13 protein-coding genes are annotated in these 14,756 nt (G+C 35.6%); 11 read left to right on the top strand and 2 right to left on the bottom strand.

Features of this window, described 5'->3' with window-relative positions; all coding sequences use genetic code 11:
- Positions 1-20 precede the first annotated feature (20 nt).
- Positions 21-1,292: a M14 family metallopeptidase gene (locus OXPF_RS11805; protein WP_054875407.1), complete on the top strand. Its 1,272-nt coding sequence runs from the start codon at positions 21-23 to the stop codon at positions 1,290-1,292.
- 86 nt (positions 1,293-1,378) lie between these two features.
- Positions 1,379-2,293, top strand: coding sequence for an RluA family pseudouridine synthase (locus OXPF_RS11800; RefSeq protein WP_054875406.1), 915 nt, complete (start codon positions 1,379-1,381; stop codon positions 2,291-2,293).
- Here the strand turns inward: OXPF_RS11800 and OXPF_RS11795 are convergent.
- Both OXPF_RS11795 and spoVB read right to left on the bottom strand, forming a co-directional pair.
- On the bottom strand, positions 2,290-3,192 hold the full coding sequence (locus OXPF_RS11795; protein WP_054875405.1) for a DMT family transporter: 903 nt from the start codon (positions 3,190-3,192) through the stop codon (positions 2,290-2,292). The genes OXPF_RS11800 and OXPF_RS11795 overlap by 4 nt on opposite strands.
- A gap of 101 nt (positions 3,193-3,293) precedes the next feature.
- On the bottom strand, positions 3,294-4,817 hold the full coding sequence (gene spoVB, locus OXPF_RS11790; RefSeq protein ID WP_054875404.1) for a stage V sporulation protein B: 1,524 nt from the start codon (positions 4,815-4,817) through the stop codon (positions 3,294-3,296).
- 227 nt (positions 4,818-5,044) lie between these two features.
- Between spoVB and OXPF_RS11785 the strand changes: the two genes are divergently transcribed.
- From OXPF_RS11785 to OXPF_RS11745, 9 genes are all read left to right on the top strand, one after another.
- Positions 5,045-5,656, top strand: coding sequence for a lactate utilization protein (locus OXPF_RS11785; RefSeq protein ID WP_054875403.1), 612 nt, complete (start codon positions 5,045-5,047; stop codon positions 5,654-5,656).
- Positions 5,657-5,671: 15 nt separating this feature from the next.
- A complete protein-coding gene (locus tag OXPF_RS11780) occupies positions 5,672-7,690 on the top strand; it encodes a molybdopterin-containing oxidoreductase family protein (RefSeq protein ID WP_054875402.1) in 2,019 nt (672 codons plus the stop codon).
- A 67-nt stretch (positions 7,691-7,757) separates the two neighbouring features.
- Positions 7,758-8,486, top strand: coding sequence for a zinc dependent phospholipase C family protein (locus tag OXPF_RS11775; RefSeq protein ID WP_054875401.1), 729 nt, complete (start codon positions 7,758-7,760; stop codon positions 8,484-8,486).
- A gap of 86 nt (positions 8,487-8,572) precedes the next feature.
- Positions 8,573-9,142, top strand: coding sequence for a methyltransferase domain-containing protein (locus OXPF_RS11770; RefSeq protein ID WP_054875400.1), 570 nt, complete (start codon positions 8,573-8,575; stop codon positions 9,140-9,142).
- Complete coding sequence (locus OXPF_RS11765) at positions 9,139-10,863, top strand: B12-binding domain-containing radical SAM protein (RefSeq protein ID WP_054875399.1); 1,725 nt, start codon at positions 9,139-9,141, stop codon at positions 10,861-10,863. Before OXPF_RS11770 ends, OXPF_RS11765 begins: the two co-directional genes overlap by 4 nt.
- Before the next feature lie 505 nt (positions 10,864-11,368).
- A complete protein-coding gene (locus tag OXPF_RS11760) occupies positions 11,369-11,695 on the top strand; it encodes a hypothetical protein (protein ID WP_054875398.1) in 327 nt (108 codons plus the stop codon).
- A gap of 1 nt (position 11,696) precedes the next feature.
- Positions 11,697-13,598: a V-type ATP synthase subunit I gene (locus OXPF_RS11755; RefSeq protein WP_160317210.1), complete on the top strand. Its 1,902-nt coding sequence runs from the start codon at positions 11,697-11,699 to the stop codon at positions 13,596-13,598.
- A 13-nt stretch (positions 13,599-13,611) separates the two neighbouring features.
- Entirely contained in the window at positions 13,612-14,118 is a 507-nt protein-coding gene (locus OXPF_RS11750; RefSeq protein ID WP_054875396.1) for a V-type ATP synthase subunit K, read from the top strand.
- 13 nt (positions 14,119-14,131) lie between these two features.
- Positions 14,132-14,737, top strand: a complete 606-nt coding sequence (locus OXPF_RS11745) for a V-type ATP synthase subunit E (protein ID WP_054875395.1) — start codon at positions 14,132-14,134, stop codon at positions 14,735-14,737.
- The last annotated feature ends 19 nt before the right edge of the window (positions 14,738-14,756 follow it).

The raw sequence follows: 14,756 nt of genomic DNA, 5'->3' as shown, positions 1-14,756 counted from the left end.
TTAAAGTTAAGGATGGAATTATGGAAGTATTATCATTAGGGTCTAGAGGTTGGGCTGTTAAGCTCGTACAGAGTTTGCTTAACAGAATGGGGTACAATGCCGGTTCAGTTGACGGCATATACGGATTGCAGACACAACGTGCGGTCATGGAATTTCAAAGAGGATTTAATATTACTGCCGATGGAGTTGTAGGGCCAACGACCTGGAACCTGTTTGAAAATTTTTTAAGAGGTTATGGTACTTATACAATTAAACAGGGAGATACTATTTATAATATTGCACAGCGATATTATTCCACCATACATGGGATTATGACTGCCAATCCTGGAGCAGATCCCTTAAATTTAAGAATAGGGCAGACCATTACGGTACCCTATGGCATAGATGTGGTTTTCACAGATATTGATTATACTTATGATATTATGGAAAGAGATATTTTAGGCTTAAAGGCAAGGTATCCATTTTTAGAGGTTGGCTCCATAGGCAAAAGCGTTCTTGGTAAAAATTTGTATTATGTAAAACTTGGAGCAGGCCCCAATGAAGTGTCCTATAACGGCTCCCATCATGGCACCGAGTGGATTACCACTCCTCTTCTTATGAAGTTTATAGAGAACTTTTCACTTGCTTATTCAACGGGAAGTACATTGAGAGGCTATAATGTACGGGATATCTGGAGCAGAAGCAGCATATATATAGTTCCTATGGTAAATCCTGATGGTGTGGATATTGCAATTAAGGGTCCCGAACCACAAAATCCATATTATAATGATCTTTTAGAATGGAATAATACAGGTATGCCCTTTAACAGAGTTTGGAAATCCAATACAAGAGGTGTGGATTTAAACCGTAATTATCCTGCAAGCTGGGAAGAAGCAAAAGCCCAGGAGGCTCAATTGGGAATATACGGCCCGGGGCCCACAAGGTACGGAGGGCCATATCCATTATCAGAACCGGAAACCCAGGCAATGGTCAATTTTACTAATCAGCATAATTTCAGGCTGGTACTGGCGTACCACACTCAGGGAAGGGTGATTTATTGGCTGTATAAGAATATAATACCGCCTTATTCACGGGAAATAGCACAAATCTTTTCAAACGTAAGCGGATATATGGTAGCTTATACTCCTTATGAAGCTGCCTATGCAGGCTATAAAGACTGGTTCATAGAAAAATTTCACAGGCCCGGCTATACCATAGAAGCAGGTTTGGGCACAAGCCCTCTTCCCCTATCGCAGTTTGGCAGCATTTATAGGGAAAATGAGGAAATAATGATATTGGCACCGCTTTTATAATTATGGTAATTAAAAGTCGTAAGCTATATAATATTGTTTGTATACATTTGAATGAAAATTAAAAAATACTAATTACGGAGATAAAAATGACAAAGGATTTGCTTAAATATATTGCAGTGCAGGAAGATGATGGGGTAAGACTTGACAGCATATTAAAAAACAAGCTTAACCTGTCAAGAAGAATCATAACAGGCATGAAGAAAAACAATTCAATATATGTAAACGGGGAAGCAGCATTTACAAACTTAAAGGTAAAAAAAGGCGATGAGATATCCGTCAATTTATTAAAGGATGAAAGCCAGAATATTGAGGCTCAAAATATCCCCATTGAAATTGTTTTTGAAGATGCCGACCTTCTGATTGTAAACAAACAGCCGGGAATGGTAGTACATCCGACAAAAGGCCATCCTATAGGCACTCTTTCAAACGGTGTGATTTATCACTGGAGACAAAGAAATGAAAATACAATAGTAAGGCTTGTAAACAGGCTGGACAGGGATACCTCCGGCCTTGTCATGATTGCAAAAAACCAGTTTTGCCATCAGGCCATGGCAAAACAGATGGATAATAATACTGTTGAAAAAATATACTGCACTGTGGTTCACGGCATATTGGATAAAAATGACGGAACCATAGACCAGCCTATTGACAGGCCCTTCTATGATTCCATCAAAAGAGAAGTTATGGAAAAGGGACAGCGTGCAGTCACCCATTATAAAACCATAGAGATTTTAAACGATGCCTCCCTTTTAGAAGTCAGGCTGGAAACAGGCAAAACTCACCAGATAAGGGTGCACCTTTCATTTTTAGGCCATCCCCTATACGGAGACACCTTGTACGGTGAAGAAAATGACGATGCCCAATATATAAAAAGGCAGGCATTGCATGCTTATAAATTATCCTTCAATCATCCAAGAACAGGAGAAAAAATGACTGTCACGGCAGATATACCTGAGGATATCAATGTATTGATACAAAAATTAAGAGAAAAACATATTTAATTTCCCAACCTGTTTGTAAAATAAACTCCTACTATTATAAGAAGTGAGCTTAAGAGCTTAAAGGGAGATAAGGTTTCTTTGAGTATCAGCAGTGAAAGTATAATTGAAAATACCGGCACCAGGTTAACAAATATCATGGTTCTTCTGGCTCCGATTATTTTAATTGAATGCTGCTGCACCAGATATCCTATAACAGAAGGGAATATAGCCATGTAAAAAACGGCCGTCCATCCTGATATGGTTGAGGAAGGTATGAAGGATGCGGGATTTTCCCAGATAACAAAAGGTATCAGAATGATGGAGCAGCTTATAAAACTGTAAGCTGTCAGCACAATAGGAGAGTATTTGCCTCCTATTTTTTTGCTCAATACAGAATATGCCGCCCACAAAAATACTGCTGCCAGCATAAAAAGGTCACCTATATTTAAACCGGCTTGTACCACTTCCTTGAAGTTTCCTCCCGTTATGGTAAGAGCAACCCCTGACAGTGACAATAAAACAGGGCCAATCTTTTTATAGCTCATTTTATCACCCAGAAAAAATGAGGCAAGTATGGCAGTCATGAGAGGATTGGTGGCGGCAATGAGGGAGGAATTAATGGCGCTTGTATATTTTAACGCCATAAAAAACATTACATGATATCCGAACATTCCTACGATACCCAATGTTAAAAATACAGGCACATCCTTAAGAGTGATTTTCCATTCTTTTTCAACTTTAATCATAATGATAAATATTATTGCAGAAGCGATAAAAAATCTTAAAAAGGTCAATGTAAAGGGAGGAAATTCCTTAACGCTGAATTTACCGGCAATAAAAGCTCCGGACCAGAATAATGTTGACAGAGTCATAAGTAAATAAATTGTTTTTTCCTTTTGTCGCGCTATTTGCTGTTCCATTTATATTGTCTCCTTTGTAAATCTTGTATTCTGTATATCCATATATACTATCACAAATAGCAGCCTTCATAAAGATGAACAAATATTAAAAGGGCTAAAGTCTACTTAGCCCTTTTTTTTGAAGCCAAGCTTATTAAAAAATAAATGAATATATAAGACCCTATTCCCGATGCCAGAAGTATCAAGGAGGAAATGTTTGTATTGCCCCATATGACGTATATGAGCGGCTTTATAATATTGAGTATGAGTATTTCACCTACGGCGATAAATACAGGCAAGACAAAAGTATCATAAACATCGATTTGTACATCTGTTATCCTTTTCATTTCCATTGAATTTAAAATACAGCCTGCAAGAGGACTTATGACAAAATTGATTGCATATCCGTATATGTTGATATTTGGTACTCCTACCAGGAAATAAAGTGACGTAACATCAATCAAGGACATTATTATGGTATTTTGTAAAAGCACGCTTTGCCTGCCCAATCCGTTTAAAATACCAAACAAAGTTGATTCTATGTACATAAAAATTACTCCGAAGGATAGGGAAAATATTATATTTCCCAAATCAGTTCTGGCATAAAAAAGCTTGCCTAATTCATTTGGTATGGAGAAGAACAGACCGGCTGAAAGGGAGGCAATCAAAGCCGTAATGCGAAGAATAGGTTTTATCCTCCTGTTTACCGCCGTCATGCTTTTTCCTGAGGAGGCTTCAGAGATCACCGGCACAAGTATTATGGATATTGCAGAGACGATAATTGATGGAAACATTACTATGTTCATTCCCATCCCTGTAAGCTTACCGTACAGGGCTAAAGATGATTCCACGGAAAAGCCGGCAACCTGCAGCCGCCGAGGAATCATAATGGCTATAAGTGTGCCTAAAGCCGTTGATAAAAATCCGTTCAAGGATAAGGGCAGGGAAATTTTTAATACATTTACTATAATCTGAAATACATTGTCCGGCCGTCCGGTAAAATCAGAAACACTGAAATAGGATTTTTTATAAAATATGTACAATAGCACAAAGCTTATAAATTCCCCGGCAGTCATGGCTGCCACCGCTGCTGCCACCTTGTATTTAAGATCCCAGTTTTTAAAATATGTTATCAATGTAACCAGTATTATAATGCGCACAGACTTTTCAACAATATCAATAACTGCCGGGAAGGTTGAATTCTGCAGGCCGTAAAAATATCCTTTCAATATTGAGCCCATAGCTACAAAGAGCAAGGCCGGTATGAATATGAGGACCGGGAGATATGTACGGGAATCCTTTAATATATTATCTGATATAAAAGGTGCAAAAAGTACAATGAATATGGACACTAAAACAGTCCAGAATGCAAAGAAGGTTATGGAAGCCGTAATACCCTTGTAAAGCTCACTTATATTCTTCCTGGAGTTCTGCTCTGCGGTAATCTTAGACAATGCAACAGTTGTGCCGCCGCAGGTAAAACATATAAAAAGCATGTATATGGGCATTATCATATGGTACAACCCTACACCCTGGGCTCCTATTTCCTTGGATAAGATTATTGAAAATAAAAAGGCCAGAGAACCGGTGATAAGGTTGGACAGTACAAGAACGATTGTATTTTGAAGAAAGCTTAATTTTTTCATGTAAACCACCAATTAATATCAATATAAAACGCATGAAAAACCCTTTTATAATTAATGCGTTCTATATATATAAATATTAGTGTTCATCCATAATAATTACATGAAAATTTAAAGGTATATCAAAATAAGAAGCCTTATTCAAATTATAGAAAAGTACTTTTCAATGTAGTATTATGTTTATAATAACTTATGGACAACTCGGTATTAATAAAAACGGAGGTATTAGTATGGATAATAAAGTGTTAAAAACAATTGAATCCCTTGAAAAAAATAAATTTTCTGCTAAATATTTTGAAACTTCTAATGAAGCAGTTGACTATCTTTTATCTAAAATACCATCAGATGCATCGGTGGGAATCGGGGGCTCCATGACGGTTAAAAGCCTTTTAATTCCGGAAAAACTAAAGGACAGAGGCAATAAGGTTTTGTTTCATTGGCTGGCATCAGGCACGGGCGAAATGAACAGCATAAGAAAAGAGGCCCTGAATGCCGACTTTTATTTATCCAGCACAAATGCACTTACCATGGAGGGCAAGCTTGTTAATATAGACGGAGCGGGAAACAGGGTAGCAGGTATGTTTTCCGGTCCTAAAAATGTATTTATAGTATGCGGCGTCAATAAAATAACTGAAAATACAGATGATGCACTAAAAAGAGTAAAAAGCATTGTTCACTTAAATACCAAGAGGCTTAATCTTAACACTCCTTGTGCCAGAACAGAAGAATGTCACGACTGCAAAGTATCCCAGAGGATTTGCAACATAACTGCCATCATTGACTATAAACCCTCTTTGACGGATATTGAAGTTATTATTATAAATGAAGACTTAGGATTTTAAAGGCGGAGGAGAAGTATGGGTCAAACTATCATAAATACATCATGTCCAAGGGACTGCTTCAGTGCCTGTGATATTAAGGCTTATGTTGAGGACGGGAAAATTGTAAAAATTGAAGGCGGAAGTAAAAACAGGGCAACTAACAGCAAGCTTTGTATCAAGGGTTTATCCTATACAGATTATGTTTATTCCCCCCAGAGAATAGGATATCCCATGATAAGAGAAGGAAAAAGGGGCGAAGGCATATTCAAAAGGATATCCTGGGAAACTGCAATAGATGAAATATCAAAAAGGCTGAAACTTGTTAAAGACACTGTTGGACCGCTGGGTTTATTGCATTTTACGTCAGCCGGATGTATGGGACTAATGTCTGAGTATTATAAAGGCTTTTTCAATCAGTTCGGAAGCTATTCGGCAACTAAGGGAAGCCTTTGCTACTCGGCAGGTATAGAAGCCGTAAAGCTCACCTACGGTTCCAATATTCAAAACGCTCCCTGGGATTTAGAGCATGCAGGACTTATTATAATATGGGGCAAAAATCCATCTTCCACCAATGTTCAGGAGTTGAAATTTATAAATGAGGCAGTAAATAAGGGGGCAAAAATAATAACCATAGACCCAATAAATACTCTGCCCTCACTTAATTCCAACCTCCACATACCCATAAAACCGGGAACAGACGGAGTTTTAGCCTTATGCATAGCCAATCTTTTGATACAAAAAGGAAGCATAGACATTGATTTCATAAAAGAATACACCTTTGGATTTGATGAATTCAAAGAGCATGTATCTCACTATACAATTGAGTATGCATCAAAGATTTGCGGATTGAATGAGGATCTGATAAATGAGGCAGTAAATCTGATTGCAAATAAAAAGCCCATGACTTTAATTTGCGGATACGGCATGCAAAGATATAAAAATGGCGGGCAGAATGTCCGAGCCATTTCCATGATACCTGCGTTGACAGGTGATATAGGAATTAGAGGCGGAGGCTTTAAATTTGCCAATAAGAGATGGAGAAACCTTGAGTGGCCATATATACCTCAGAATGATATAAAGACGAGAAGGGATTTTGCAGAAGCCCAGCTGGGCAGGGCTATTGAAGAATACCAAAATCCAAACATAAAACTGCTCTGGATTGAACGTGCCAATCCCCTTACTATGAATCCTGATACAAACGGCCTTAAAAGGGCATTAAAAAAGGTTGAATATATTGTAGCCATTGATTTATTTATGACGGATACGGCAAAATATGCCGATATAATTCTTCCTGCCCAGAGTTTTTTTGAATACGAAGATGTTTTTTCAAGCTATTGGACCCCTTACTTAAATTGTTTTCAAAAGGTAATAGAACCTGTTAATGAATCAAAAAATGAATCGGAAATTTACAGGCTTTTAGGTAAAAAAATGGGCTACAATATGAACTACCTTCCTTTGTATAATGAAGAGACAATAGATGTTTGCCTTAAAAAATGCAATATAAATGTAAGTGTAAAAGATCTTAAAAAAGGTCCATATCTTAAAGAAAACAGTGACATAGCTTATAAAGAAAGAATTTTTGATACTCCTTCAAAAAAGATAGAATTCTATTGCGAAAGAATGGAATCAATCTGGGGGAAAAGCCCGCTGCCGGATTTTAAAGATTGTTTTAAAGGTACAGAAGAGAATGGTAAGTATCCTTTACGGTTATTATCCACCCATGCAAGAGAGAGGATACATTCTCAGTTCGGTGAAATAAGAGCTTCAAAATTATCATCAGATAAACCCCTTCTATACATTAATAAGGAAGATGCACGAATGAGGAACATAAAGGATGGCGACAAAATTGAGATTTACAATGAAAAGGGGAAAATATTTGCCTTTGCAAAAATTGATCCTTATATCATTGAAGGTGTGGTAAATATCCACGGAGGCTTGAAGGAAGATACGGCTGCCAATGTAAATATCTTAACTGACCAGGATATATCGGACATAGCTTTTGGTGCAGTTTTTTACGACTGCTTTGTGGAAGCAAGCTGGTATCAAAATAAATAAATTTTATTTCAATACAATGGTAAATAATATATTTAGCTATCTTTAGCTATCACAAGGAGAAGACATTATGCAGGGTATTGTAGAGAGGACATACGGAAGGGTATTTAAATCCACTCTTGCGGCGGTTAATCCCGTAAAGAAGGTTGTCATTAAATCCGAATGCAAGGTTCACAAATTCATTAATATACAGTCTTTGATTATATTAAAAAATGATGGATACAAGGATGCATGGCTTTTATTTGCAAAACATATAGAGGAATTAAATTCAGGGGTGGCATGGGCGGATCAGGATTTAAAAAGCAGCAATCACTTTTTCAACCCCTTAAGTCAGAAGGGATTATACGGGTCCAGCAACGCATTGAAAGAATGTATTGCTTATTATGAAGCTGCCGTTGTAAATTGGAAGAAAAATGATGTAAGGAAATCCATGTTTTATTTAGGGGCAGCAGCTCATCTTATTCAGGACCTTACAGTACCCCAGCATGTTAATATCCATCTTTTAAAGCATCACAGAAAATTCGAAAACTGGATTAAAAGGGTATACGAACAATACGATAGTTTTAAATGCTATGATAAGGGAATTTATCTGGATTCACTTAGAGATTTTGTGAATGAAAACACATTAGTAGCCATAGATGCCCACAACAGGAATAAGGATATTAAAAATTTAGAGCAGAGGTTCTTTAATATAACAGATATAATTTTATGCCAGGCCCAAAGATCTACGGCAGGATTTCTATTCATGTTTTATCATCATGTATGTCATAAGGAAAAGATATCAGATATTAACTGCTGAAATTATACGACAACATTTTTTTCATGAAGGAATTGACCTTTTATAAGTAGAATACTATTGAAAAAGGTTACAGCGGAGGTAATTTTATGGGTAAAACATCTGAAATTACAATCGATTTAAGCTATCTTTCACTTGAAGGGAATGTTCTGGATATAGGCTATCAAGGCAAAGGTGCCATATATAGGGCCTTAACGGAAAGGTCAGTTCCAGATTTTCTTTTAGAGACAGCCGCGGCTTTGGATACCAAGCTTGAAGCTGATGATTTCAACTGGGTTTACGGACATCCTAACAGCCTTCCATTTGAGGATAAAAGCTTTGATGTCATGACTTCTTTTTTTGCTTTTGCATACATTGACAGAAATCGTTCAAGGATGAAGCTCATAAGGGAAATAGCAAGGACACTGAAAAATGAAGGCAAAATACTCATATGGGATTTAAATATTAAAGACTTAACCATAAGCATAAAGAAAAATATAAATGTGAAATTATCAGAAGATAGATATGTGGATATAAACATGGATTTCTTGCGGTGGCCGGGGAACTTCGGCGCCGACACAATGCTGCCTGTTGTGGAAAGATATTTTGTAATAAAGGATAAATATGAATTTGATGACTATTTTTATATAGAAGCTTACAAAAAGGATGATTTTAATTGAAAATAATATTGACTGAAATAAATTCTAAATTTGTTCATACTAATTTAGCCTTAAGATATATAAAAGCCTGTTTAAAAGGTTTGGATGTAACTCTTGCGGAATACTCGGTAAATGACGCCCTTGATAATATCATAGGTGAGCTGAATAAAATGAAGCCTGATATTTTAGGCTTCTCCTGCTACATATGGAACATAGAATATGTATTAAAAATCATTGGAAGCATGAAAAAAATCAATCCAAAGCTCCTGGTAGTATTAGGAGGCCCGGAGGTTTCATATGATTGTACAAAATTAATGGAGGAAAACACCTCCATTGATTTTATTGTAAAAGGTGAGGGAGAAAGAACGGCTCAGGAGCTTTTTTTATGTCTTGAAGGAAGGGGCAAAGGCCTTAAGGATATTTATGGCATTGTTTTCAGAAAGGATAACGGTATTATAGAAAATATTAATGCTCCTTTGATTGAAAATCTTGACAGTATACCCTTTCCCTATGATGATAGTTATGACTTTAAAAATAAAATACTTTATTATGAGGCATCAAGAGGATGCCCATATAATTGTTCCTACTGCCTGTCTTCTACAATACCGGGGGTCAGATTTTTCTCAGTTGAAAGAATAAAAAGAGATCTTTTATGGTTTATAGACAAACAAGTCAAACTTGTAAAATTCGTTGACCGAACCTTTAATTGCGCGAAACACACTCTTGAAGTATTCAAATTCCTTGCAGAACATAGCATGAATACGAAATTTCACTTTGAAATTTCAGCAGATATACTGGACGATGAAACCATAGAATTTTTACAAGGTGTACGCTCCGGTTTATTTCAGTTTGAAATAGGAGTTCAATCTGTAAATAATACAACTTTAAGCCTTATAGACAGAAAGACTAAAATTGATATATTGTTTAAAAATATTGCCCGATTGAGGGAAAAGGGCAATATTAATATACATTTAGACCTTATTGCAGGATTGCCCGGGGAGGATTTCAATTCCTTCAGGGATTCCTTCGACAGTGTATTTAGTTTAAAACCTCATATGCTTCAATTGGGTTTTCTTAAATTATTGAAAGGAAGCAAAATAACAAGGGAATCAGAGATTTATGGTATCCAGTTCAATGATTATCCGCCCTATGAAGTGTTAAAGACTGACCTCCTTTCCTTTGATGAGTTAATTAAGCTTAAAGAAACAGAGAAAACCCTTGATAGATACTACAACAGCGGCAGATTTCAATGCAGTATGAATTTATTATTAATGCAAACCCAATCGCCCTTTGTACTCTTTGAAGAAATAAGCGCTTTTCAATACGAGACTTTTAAAAAAACAATAAAATTGAGCAATGAAGGCCAGTATAAGCTTATTTATGATTATGGAGAACATTTAAATACCATAGATATCAATATATTAAAAGAGAGTCTTGCATTTGATTATTTGAGGCAGGGGAGAAATCCATCTGTTCCTGATTTTCTTATGCAGGAAATAAAAATAGATAAGAAGTTTATTTGGAATCTCGCTTCAAACAGAGAATTCATTAAGAAGAAAATGCCTCATTATGAAGATAAAAGCACAAAGGAAATATTAAAAAACATATATATAAGAAAATTTTCATTTGATGCATATTGTTTATTAAGTAAAGGGGAACTTTGCATAAAAGATACATATATAGTATTTGATTATAGAATTCCAAATACCACAGAGAGGGCAAATTTTTTTTATATTGAATAAAATTGTACATATTTAATACAGAATTTTATATAAATATAATTTGATAGTGTGGTATATTAATACAAACTTATATTTAAATGGCTGTATTAATACAACAATTTTTTTTATAAAATATTTTGTTAATAGTTTATCAATAAAATATGAAATATAGCATTATATTTATGAATAAATATGTATGGTTATAGCCATACATAATATACAAGCTATACTAGATAACAAAAATAAATGTTAAAAATATAACATCGACTGCAATTGACAAATTTTATACAATAATTTAATCCCTTTCACAACATACTAAATATGTTATAATATTTTATGTTTGGATTTATATTCATTCTTTTTCGATATGAGATTATAAACTCTGCATAAAAATATTTGCTTTGTGAAATCTAATTTTAATTACGAATATTGAATTTTATTTTTCTAATAAATCAGGATTTGACAATATATCTTTAAATATCATTAGTATAAATAATTAACTATAAATAAAAAGGTGGTGATATTATTGGCAGTTGGAGTGCTTAAAGAAATTAAAGAAATTGAGGCTGCAGCAGAAAATATCAAAAAAGAAGCCTTGGCAAAATCCAGAGAGATAATAAAAACTGCTACAGAACTGGCACAAAAAGAAATTGATGCAGCCAACGAAAGTGCCCAAAATCAAGCTTCAGGAATAATAAAAGAAAAAGAAGAAGAAGCAAGGAAAAAGGCAAATGAAATTTTAGAATCTTCAAAGGAGGAATGTGCAAAAATAAGAAATATACCACAGCAAAAGATCGATAGGGCTGTTAATCTGATAATCGAGAGGATAGTGAGATCACATGGCCATAGTTAAAATGAAAAAAATGGTCCTTGCCGCACCTCAGAATGAAAGGGAAAGTATTCTAAACGTCCTCCAGTCTGAAGGTTATGTACATCTTATTGATGTAAAAGAAGAAATATCAGATTCAGAATACCTGGATTGTTTTAAAGAACCAAAATCTGTGATAGACACAGAATTGGACTATAATTATATTAAATTTACTTATGAGTTTTTAAAACAGTATTCTGTAAAAAAGAAAGGCCTTCTAGAAAAAAGACCTGTTGTTGATAAGCAGGAGTTTGACAGGCTGGAAGATGATATGAACTGGAAGGATATTTATAATCAATGCAAGGAAATAGACGAGACTACAAATACTATTAAGAGTAAAAAAGTAAAATTAACTACCCTTATAGAACAATATTCACAATGGAAAAATCTTGATGTCTGTGATAATGACCTTGAAATGCTTAAGAATGTTACATGTTTTATAGGCGGAGTTTCAAAAAAGCAAGAGATGCTACTTTATGAAGAGATAAATAATTCTTTTGGTGATGTTTACATAGAAAAGGTATCAGACGAGAAACAGGACTTAAATTTATTTATTCTTTGTCATAAAGATATTAAAGACCAACTTGAAGATGTATTAAAAAATTATGGTTATACAAAAGCCAATCTTGATTTAAGGCTACCACCTGCAGAGTATATAAAAGAATTGTCTGAAGAATTGGAATCTCTGGATAATGACCTTAAAGAACTCTCACAAAAAGCTTCCGGCATTGCACAAAATATTGAATATGTTCAAAAGGTATATGATTATATTTCAAACAAGCTGGAAAAAGAAAACGCTGTATTTAAGCTGGGAAAGACCAGGAAGACTTTTATTTTAAAGGGCTGGATTGCGGCAGAAAATGCCGATGGTATTGAATCCATGTTGACAAAGGATTTTGATGGTATATACATAAAATTTGAAGAACCGTCAGAAGAGGATATGCCACCAATTATACTAAAAAATAATGCTCTTGTGGAGCCCTTTGAAGTCATAACTTCTATGTACGCGCTTCCTCTGCCGACGGAAGTAGATCCTACCCCGGTCCTTACTCCATTCTATATGATCTTCTTCGGTATGATGGCTGCTGATATTGGGTATGGAATTGTACTTCTTTTGGCGACAGCTTTTGCCCTGAAATTTATGGAACTTGAAGGCGACGCAAGAAAGATTATTAAGTTACTATTATATGTAAGTTTCCCCACAATTTTCTTTGGCTGGGTATTCGGAGGATTTTTCGGCAATGCGCTGCCTGTTAAACCATTATGGGTTAATCCTCTTGATGAACCGATGACAGTATTGTATTCTTCTATTGCTTTAGGATTGGTACATTTGTTTACTGGACTTGGCGTAAAAGCCTACTGGTTCATTAAAAACGGTAAGGCCATGGACGCCGTATATGATGTGCTGACATGGTATCTTCTGCTTACAGGAGCTATATGGATGCTGCTTGGGGGCGGAAATGCGGCAAAGATAATGGCAGTTGCAGGTGCAGCAGGTCTTTTGCTTACGCAGGGCAGGGCGAATGCAAGCCTGTCGGGTAAAATATTCGGAGGAATATATGGATTATATGGTGTAACAGGGTATATAGGCGATTTACTTTCATATTCAAGGCTTTTAGCTTTAGGTCTAGCAACAGGCCTTATAGGTTCGTCTTTCAATATGCTCATACAGCTTCTAGGAGGAGGAATTTTTGTAATAGTACTGGGGCCCATAATATTTATTGCTGGTCATACATTCAACCTGCTAATAGGTTTATTGGGAACATATGTACACGCATGCAGGCTGCAGTATCTTGAGTTTTTCGGAAAGTTTTATGAAGGTGGAGGCAAAGCTTTCAATCCTTTAAAAATAACTACAAAATTTATCAAAGTAAATACAGAGAAATAAGGGAGGAATTTTCATGGAATCAACAAACTTTTTAGCATTTTTAAGTGAATTCGGAGGACCTATATTAACATTACTAGGCGCCGCACTGGCAGCATTGATGGCAGGTATGGGATCGGCAAGAGGCGTTGCCATAGTTGGAGAAGCGGCTGCGGGATTAGTTTCAGAAGACCCTGAGAAATTTTCTAAGTCGTTGATACTTCAAGTTGTTCCAGGTACACAGGGATTCTACGGTTTTATAACAGCACTTATTGTTCTTTCAAGAATTGGGTTGCTGACAGGAAACTTGGTACCATTGTCACTTTATCAAGGATTTATGTTTCTTATGGCATGTTTACCCGTTGCTTTTGTTCAATATTTTTCTGCCATACAGCAAGGTAAAACGGCAGCAGCAGGTATCCAGATACTTGCCAAAAAGCCTGAAAAGTTCTTTAATGGTGTTATCTATGCCGTAGTTGTTGAAACTTATGCGGTTATAGCTCTTATAACTTCAATATTGATGATAGTAAATATAACGCTATAAGGGAGTGGCGGAAATGGCCGGTATAGATAATTTAAAGAAAAGAATACTTAGGGATGATGAAATTGAGGCTGAAAAAATACTAAAAGAAGCAGAAGATAAAGCTAAGCAAATATTAGAAGAATCCAAGATAAAAGCCGAATCGGCTATCAATGAAGCAAAAGCTAAGGCACAAAAAAATGGGGAAGACAGTAAAGACAGGATAATTGCAAGAGCACGGCTGGATGGTAGAAATAATGTTCTTTCTGCAAAGCAGGAACTGATAGATAAAATATTTACACTGGCTGAAGAAAAAATAAACAGTATGGATAAGAAAGATTATTCGGTTTTTATTGAAGAGCTACTTATAAATAGTGTTGAAACAGGCGATGAAGAGGTTATTTTATCTGATAATGATAAAGACAGGCTTGACCCGGGATTGGTTGCAATGGTTAATCAAAAGCTGACTTCACAGAATAAAAATTGGATGTTGAAAATAAGCGATGAAAAAAGAAATATAAAGTCGGGCTTTTTATTAAAAAACAAAGGCATAGAAGTTAATTGTTCAGTGGAATCATTGATAAGATCACTCAGGGAAAGTCTTGAAGGAGAGATAGCAGGTTTACTTTTCGAGGACAGGTAACCTCATAAGGAGGGATTTG

Origin of the sequence: Oxobacter pfennigii, assembly GCF_001317355.1 — a bacterium.
In the GTDB taxonomy this organism is placed as follows: Bacteria; Bacillota; Clostridia; order Clostridiales; family Oxobacteraceae; genus Oxobacter; species Oxobacter pfennigii.
The sequence above is the reverse complement of the archived record's forward strand: the minus strand, read 5'-3'. Positions and strand labels throughout refer to the sequence as shown.

Bases quoted from the DNA above. Each gene is read 5' to 3' on its own strand.
- OXPF_RS11795 (WP_054875405.1), bottom strand. From the start codon at position 3,192: ATGGAACAGCAAATAGCGCGACAAAAGGAAAAAACAATTTATTTACTT.
- OXPF_RS11805 (WP_054875407.1), top strand. From the start codon at position 21: ATGGAAGTATTATCATTAGGGTCTAGAGGTTGGGCTGTTAAGCTCGTA.
- OXPF_RS11745 (WP_054875395.1), top strand. From the start codon at position 14,132: ATGGCCGGTATAGATAATTTAAAGAAAAGAATACTTAGGGATGATGAA.
- OXPF_RS11800 (WP_054875406.1), top strand. From the start codon at position 1,379: ATGACAAAGGATTTGCTTAAATATATTGCAGTGCAGGAAGATGATGGG.
- OXPF_RS11750 (WP_054875396.1), top strand. From the start codon at position 13,612: ATGGAATCAACAAACTTTTTAGCATTTTTAAGTGAATTCGGAGGACCT.
- OXPF_RS11780 (WP_054875402.1), top strand. From the start codon at position 5,672: ATGGGTCAAACTATCATAAATACATCATGTCCAAGGGACTGCTTCAGT.
- OXPF_RS11755 (WP_160317210.1), top strand. From the start codon at position 11,697: ATGAAAAAAATGGTCCTTGCCGCACCTCAGAATGAAAGGGAAAGTATT.
- OXPF_RS11785 (WP_054875403.1), top strand. From the start codon at position 5,045: ATGGATAATAAAGTGTTAAAAACAATTGAATCCCTTGAAAAAAATAAA.
- spoVB (WP_054875404.1), bottom strand. From the start codon at position 4,817: ATGAAAAAATTAAGCTTTCTTCAAAATACAATCGTTCTTGTACTGTCC.
- OXPF_RS11770 (WP_054875400.1), top strand. From the start codon at position 8,573: ATGGGTAAAACATCTGAAATTACAATCGATTTAAGCTATCTTTCACTT.
- OXPF_RS11775 (WP_054875401.1), top strand. From the start codon at position 7,758: ATGCAGGGTATTGTAGAGAGGACATACGGAAGGGTATTTAAATCCACT.